The organism is Flavobacterium rhamnosiphilum (assembly GCF_004349195.1).
GTDB classification, from domain to species: Bacteria; Bacteroidota; Bacteroidia; order Flavobacteriales; family Flavobacteriaceae; genus Flavobacterium; species Flavobacterium rhamnosiphilum.
The window spans coordinates 1-6,048 of sequence record NZ_SMLG01000022.1 but is presented as its reverse complement, the minus strand read 5'-3'; the positions used below and the strand labels follow the sequence as shown (position 1 = coordinate 6,048).

General features: G+C 33.2%; 6 protein-coding genes. 3 read left to right on the top strand and 3 right to left on the bottom strand.

Going from position 1 to position 6,048, the window contains the following annotated elements:
* From E0I26_RS16260 to E0I26_RS16250, 3 genes are all read right to left on the bottom strand, one after another.
* The coding region (locus E0I26_RS16260; RefSeq protein ID WP_131917499.1) for a DUF6520 family protein at positions 1-214 on the bottom strand (214 nt) is incomplete at its 3' end.
* Positions 215-297: 83 nt separating this feature from the next.
* Positions 298-1,812, bottom strand: a complete 1,515-nt coding sequence (locus E0I26_RS16255) for a MauE/DoxX family redox-associated membrane protein (protein ID WP_131917498.1) — start codon at positions 1,810-1,812, stop codon at positions 298-300.
* A 106-nt stretch (positions 1,813-1,918) separates the two neighbouring features.
* Complete coding sequence (locus tag E0I26_RS16250) at positions 1,919-2,815, bottom strand: helix-turn-helix domain-containing protein (RefSeq protein WP_131917497.1); 897 nt, start codon at positions 2,813-2,815, stop codon at positions 1,919-1,921.
* A 500-nt stretch (positions 2,816-3,315) separates the two neighbouring features.
* On the opposite strand from E0I26_RS16250, the gene E0I26_RS16245 reads away from it, so the two are divergent.
* The 3 genes from E0I26_RS16245 (at position 3,316) to E0I26_RS16235 (ending at position 6,011) form a co-directional block, all read left to right on the top strand.
* Positions 3,316-3,897 carry a Crp/Fnr family transcriptional regulator gene (locus tag E0I26_RS16245; protein WP_131917496.1) on the top strand — a complete coding sequence of 194 codons (582 nt, stop codon included), beginning with the start codon at positions 3,316-3,318 and terminating at the stop codon, positions 3,895-3,897.
* A 70-nt stretch (positions 3,898-3,967) separates the two neighbouring features.
* A complete protein-coding gene (locus tag E0I26_RS16240; RefSeq protein WP_131917495.1) occupies positions 3,968-4,906 on the top strand; it encodes a ketopantoate reductase family protein in 939 nt (312 codons plus the stop codon).
* Positions 4,907-5,513: 607 nt separating this feature from the next.
* Complete coding sequence (locus tag E0I26_RS16235) at positions 5,514-6,011, top strand: SMI1/KNR4 family protein (RefSeq protein ID WP_131917494.1); 498 nt, start codon at positions 5,514-5,516, stop codon at positions 6,009-6,011.
* Positions 6,012-6,048 lie beyond the last annotated feature (37 nt).

Here is a 6,048-nt window from a genome sequence, read left to right as displayed (position 1 = left end):
GGCGCGTACCACCATTCGTACAGATCGTTCCCGTGTCATCAGTGTCACACATTGTGCTTGTCTGACATTTGTTTTGCGAGGAAATGAATTTGTACCCTGTTACGTGTGAAAGGGCTTCTGTGCTGCTCATTGAAGTTGTAGTAAATGCACCACCAACTCCCAGAACCATTACTGCCAAAGGCATCATCATTTTTTTTAAAAAAATTGTTCTCATAATAAAAATATTTAATAGTTATGATTTACTCTTTTACAGGTTTTCAATCTTACCCCTGAACACTGGCCAGTATATATTGTTGTTTAATTTTTAGGAATGAGGTCATCCAGAAATTCATAGCATACCAAATGATTATTAATTAATGCATATAAATGATTGTCCACGACAATGAAACTTCTCATTTTTTTGTTTTTGATATGATAAACGTAAAAACTAGATTGGTAGCTTTTCTTTGTCAGGTCATATATATCAATTATACTTGCGTTTTTCCAAACACTTTCAGCATCATATTGCCCGGGTAGAAGCGAGTTGACATACAGGTAATTGCCACTGACGACACTGCTTTTATTTACAACAAGTGCCCGTTTTACTAATTTAGTGACCTTGCTTTTCCCGACTTCTGCAATTTCTAATTGAGCTCTTGAAATGGTATCTATGGTATTGCCACGATATTGCAATACCAGATTTCTGTCTGTGACACTATATTGATTGCGATATCGATAAACATATACTATTTTATTCAGCTTGGTATTAAAATGGAGGCTGCCATCGGTATCAAAAACACCATCCATTTGTTTCTGCAGAATATCTGGTGCGTATCTAACTGTCAAACTATCTGATGAGTTAAGAATTCCAAGCAGGTTTTCTCCTGATTGAGGCGACTTGTACCGAACCGCTAGATTTATAGAATCTATCGGTTCTGCCTGTGAGAAACGAGTACCGGAATTAATTTTTAGTGTCGCGATCCAATTAGAAATACTTCCTTTAAATATATAAGGAACTGCTCCCTCAAACACAAAGAAGTTCTGATTGAAAACACGGATTTTCGGAACTCGAAAAGGCAGGTCAGTTTGGTTTAAAATGATTTTGTGAGAGGTTGTAGTTTTGGTTTTTAAGTCGATTATTGTAATTAGAAGCGGGGCAGTACGATTACCCAAATATATTTTTCCGTTTCCTGTTCCGGCAAAATAGTAGGAGTTGTATAAAAGATCTATTTTATATCTTTCCTGTGCGGCATGTTGCGGAAAGCGACGGGTGAAATTATTGTGATATTGGATGATGTTTTCTGATAACAGGAATAGCATCACTACTACAGTGCTTCCTACAGCTGCAGTTATTATCAAGACCCAAATTTTTCTTTTAGTGTTCATTGTCGGACTGATCCCTCTGTTTTTGTAGTTTATGGGTCCGTAAATAACCGCTACAGCCAATAGTGCGACGAATATTAAATTAAAAGCCAGATGTTGGTTCCATGTCATTTTTTCAAGGATGCCACCGCAGGAGCATGGAATGTAGGCACTGAAATTTAAAATTATGTAGATATAAGCTGTAAACATCATCATTAATGCAAAAGCTGACAGCAGTCCAAAAAATCTAAATTTAGGAATGAATAGTACAATTGCAATTAGGATTTCAATTACAGGTACCAGAATTGCAACCCAAGCTGCGAATGCACTTAGCAATGGCGACTGTCCAAGTTGGATTCGGAAGTTCTCAAAATCGATTAGTTTGCTGCTTGCAGCGTACATGAAAAGAAGCGCTGTAAGGAAGCTAATAATGAGAACGAAATTGCTTTTAAAGTTTTGGATTTTACTCATTTTAGTAGTTTTGATATTGTAAAGTTGCAACTGTTATTTTGGTTGACTTATGCAAATCAGGCTTTTCGTTATACTAAAAAGAAAGTTCCATAAAACAGGGTTCTCTTTACTCAGATGGACGGCTTAGGTCACTAGGGGCGTAACCGTACTGCTTTTTGAACGCCTTGTAAAAGTTGAGGTAGGTGCTAAAACCACACATAAAGGCAATTTCCTTCAAAGGGATTGTTATCTGCTGAATGAGTAGATGGGATTTTTTAAGGCGCTCCAAATGATAAAAATTGTATACGCTAGTATTGAAATACTTACGGAAACCTATCTTTAGCTTGTGCTCTTCAGAGGCAAACATAGCAGCCAATTTTTTTAGGGTAGGAAGGGGCTCTTCCAAGTGATTTAAGATGTAATCATAAATACTTTGCATTACCACAGCTTCGGATTGTTTTTTTGGATTTGTTTTTATTACAAACTTTGCGTCTGACAACAATTCTTGCAAGATGGTAGTAATTGAGCTTATTACTATTTTGTCACTGTAGCGCAATCGTGAAATGGTACAAAAAGAAGGAAGTAATTTATTATTAGCCATAATAAAAATAAGCTGAACGGTGCTGTGGTAATTATCATCTAGTGACGCTTCCATCTTTTTTTGATTCCAAATACTGAAGGACTGTGGTGCAATAAACTTTCCAAAGTCTGCCTGAAATAATTCTTCAGATTCATAGTATAGTGCTTCTGGTACGTGTGCATTAAAACTGCTGATTATAAAGTTATCGTCTAAGATAAATGTTGTTTGTACCAAGTTTTGATAACTATAATGTGGGTTAACATAACCTGATCGAAGTAAAATATCATGCATTTCTCCAGCAAGCTTATTAAGCATTTCAGACAGTTTGCCGACTTCGTCGTTTTGATCCGTTTTGATAATTCTGAAAGAGAGGTTGCCGGTTGCCATTTCAAAAAGCATTTGGTAAATCGCCTTAATCCGTTGTTGGTTTTGTTGCGTATCCATTGTGTTGTATTAGTGAAGATTTGTCGGAATGGAGTGGGGAAGTGGTGACAAAATTATATAATGTAATTTTTATTTGCTAAAAGTATAGTGTTCAATTCGGGAATTGAATAGGTGTTTTTTGAGTGAATAGTGAGTGCTGTCCTTCAACAAGTTTTGGATGACAGTGAAAAGTGAGTAATGAATCGTTTCTTTATTTGATGGTAAAGAGTAATTATCGATGCGTTCTATAGTTGAGGTATGTAATGGTATGAAATAATAAGGGTCCGTAGGGTTTAGGTTATAGGTCTTTACCTGAGAGGGAAGTTTTATGAGCATTTGAGGAATAGACATTATAATGATAGCTGGAAGAGTAGGAGGAAGAAGTAGAAAGATGCTGATGAGGTGTCTTTTTTTTTGTTAATAGCGTTATTGATATGTTTGTAATTGGAAGTCGCATATATAAATGAGTTGTGCGTAACTTTACCACAAAGAATAGAAATATAACGACAAAAAAATATAGAATGAAAACAGAAATTTTGGAAATTTACATTCAATCAGTTTTGCCAATGAAAATTGAAATTGCTGAAAAGATTGCATCAAAATTTGACAGGTTTGAACTTTCTAAAAACGAGTTTATATTACAAGAAAATAGTATCAGTGAAGACACTTATTTCTTAGAAAGTGGTTTCGTTCGTTCCTATACTTTTGATAATAATGGAAATGAAGTTACTACAAATATCTTTTCAGCCCCTTGTTTTGTAAATGATTTTCTTTCTTTTTTTACACAAAAACCTGTAAAAGAAAATTATCAAACCTTAAGTAATTGCATTTTTTGGAAAACAAATTTAGAAAATGTCCAATACAACTTTCATAATATTCCCGAATTCAGAGAGTTTAGTCGGCTATTATTCATAATTAACTACTATAAACTTCACGATAGAATGTTAGAAATGGTAAAAGAAACCGCAACCTCAAGATATACAAAACTTTTGGAAAAACATCCAAACATATTTCAAAATGCATCTTTAAAAATTATCGCCTCTTATTTGGGTATAACTGACAGTTCTTTAAGCCGAATTAGAAAAGAAATTTCCAAAATTTAATTTCTTGTCAAATGACAAGAAGTTTTAATTTATTTATCAAGAAATTTGTATTCTAAAATAATATAAATTTATGAATTCAAAGAAAATAACTTTAATCGGACTTGGTGGCGTGGGTGGCTATTTTGGTTTTAAAATAGCGCAACTTATTGAAGACAATCCTAATTACAAAATCACTTTTGTAGCAAGAAATGAAACTTATGAAATAGTTAAAAAAAATGGACTTACGCTACTCTCATCAGAACATACTCAATCTGTTGCAAAACCAAACAACATTATTAACAACTTTGATGAAATTGAAGAATCGGATTTGATATTGATTTGTGTAAAAGAATATGATTTAGAAAATGTTTGTAATCAAATAAAAGACAAAATAACCAAAAACACAACCGTAATGGCTTTAATGAATGGAGCCGACATTTACGAAAGAGTAAGACATATAATTAAAAACGGAACATTTTTACCTTCTTGTGTGTATGTTGCCTCGCACATAAAAGAAAAAGGAATTGTAGAACACACAGGAAATACGGGAAAAATAATTATTGGAAAAGATCCTGTGAATCAAGAAACTGATACAAAATGGATAATCGACCTTTTCAAGAATAGTGGCGCGGATATTACTTTTAAGCAAAATAGTTTTGTAGACATTTGGACGAAGTTTTTCTTTATTGCGAGTTTTGGTTTGGTTTCTGCGAGATACAATAAATCTATTGGACAAGTTGGTGAAGAAGGCTTTCTTAAACAAAGAGCAACACAAATTATGGAGGAAATTCAATTAATCACTACAAAAATCAAAATTGATTTACCTGCTGACATAATAAGTAAGACTTTTGAAAAAGGACTTTCTTTTCCTTATGCGACCCCTACATCATTACAATTGGACGTAAATTCAAAAAAGAAAAATAATGAGCTGGAATTATTCGCAGGTGCAATTATAAATTATGGTAAACAATTAGGTGTAAAAACAGAAGAAACAATAAAGATATACAAAGAAATAAATCAAATTATTTAAAAAAGCTACGCGCAAAAATTATTCTTATAATGATAGTTGGAAAAAAGGGGTAAGGAATAAATAATTTGTATAGTGACAAATAGAAAAGATGCTGGGAGGTGTCTTTTTCTGTTTTATAGCGGTATGGAATACTTATCAATTCGGGATTAATACTTGTCGAAAGCGGAGTTTTTGATTTCATGCTAAAGAAGGAAATCTTATTACTTCTATATTTGAGGTATGGAATGGTATGAAATAATAGGAGTAGTGGTTTGTGGGTCTTTACCTGAGAGGGAAGTTTTATGAGCATTTGAGGAGTAGGCATTATAATGATAGCTGGAAGAGTAGGAGGAAGGAGTAGAAAGATGCTGTGAGGCATCTTTTTTTTTGTTTTATAATGGGGATAAGATTTAAGCCTCATAGCCTGTCCTGACTTTTTACTAATAGCTTTTGACCCGCCAAAGGGATACGACAAATTAAGAGCCCTTTTGATGATTTATAAGATAATTATTATATATTTGAGAATAAATAAATACTGACGTTTGTCAGACATAGCAAATCTATTTTGGGTAGATATGTCGGACACTATCAGATATATATATAAGTTGGCGAAAACCCAAAGAAAAGAATGGAAGACAAAATTTCGATTACATATAAAAATTTAATAAAATTCTCAGATTCTATTTTGAGTTTAGGAAGCCCAATAATAGACAATCGAATTGAAGAGTTTGAAAATATAATTGGATATAAACTGCCGAAAGATTTTAAGTGGTTTATTGAAAAAAATAATGGTTTTTCTTTATTCGGAAATGAAGTTAATGGACTTGGAGAAGAGTTTTTAAATGCTTCACTTGACAAAGTTTACAATTTTGAACATTCAGAAGTTGAAAATCCAATACCAAAATATTTTTTACCATTTTCTCCTGATGGTTATGGAAATCATTATTGTCTTGATTTTTCTCGAATTGAAAATGAAATTTGTCCAATTGTTTTTTGGCAACACGATTTTAAATACGAAAACTTAACCGAAGTTGAAACTTGTAATGATAGTTTCGTTGATTGGGTCAATGAAGTGTTAATTGAGTGGACACTTGAAGAATATAATTATGATGGAACTGAAAAGTAAAATGGGCTACCCGCCAACAGCTACTCCTATGTAAAGC

Excerpts from the sequence above, each read along its gene's own strand:
- E0I26_RS16250 (WP_131917497.1), bottom strand. The coding sequence starts at position 2,815 with ATGGATACGCAACAAAACCAACAACGGATTAAGGCGATTTACCAAATG.
- E0I26_RS16240 (WP_131917495.1), top strand. The coding sequence starts at position 3,968 with ATGAATTCAAAGAAAATAACTTTAATCGGACTTGGTGGCGTGGGTGGC.
- E0I26_RS16255 (WP_131917498.1), bottom strand. The coding sequence starts at position 1,812 with ATGAGTAAAATCCAAAACTTTAAAAGCAATTTCGTTCTCATTATTAGC.
- E0I26_RS16245 (WP_131917496.1), top strand. The coding sequence starts at position 3,316 with ATGAAAACAGAAATTTTGGAAATTTACATTCAATCAGTTTTGCCAATG.
- E0I26_RS16235 (WP_131917494.1), top strand. The coding sequence starts at position 5,514 with ATGGAAGACAAAATTTCGATTACATATAAAAATTTAATAAAATTCTCA.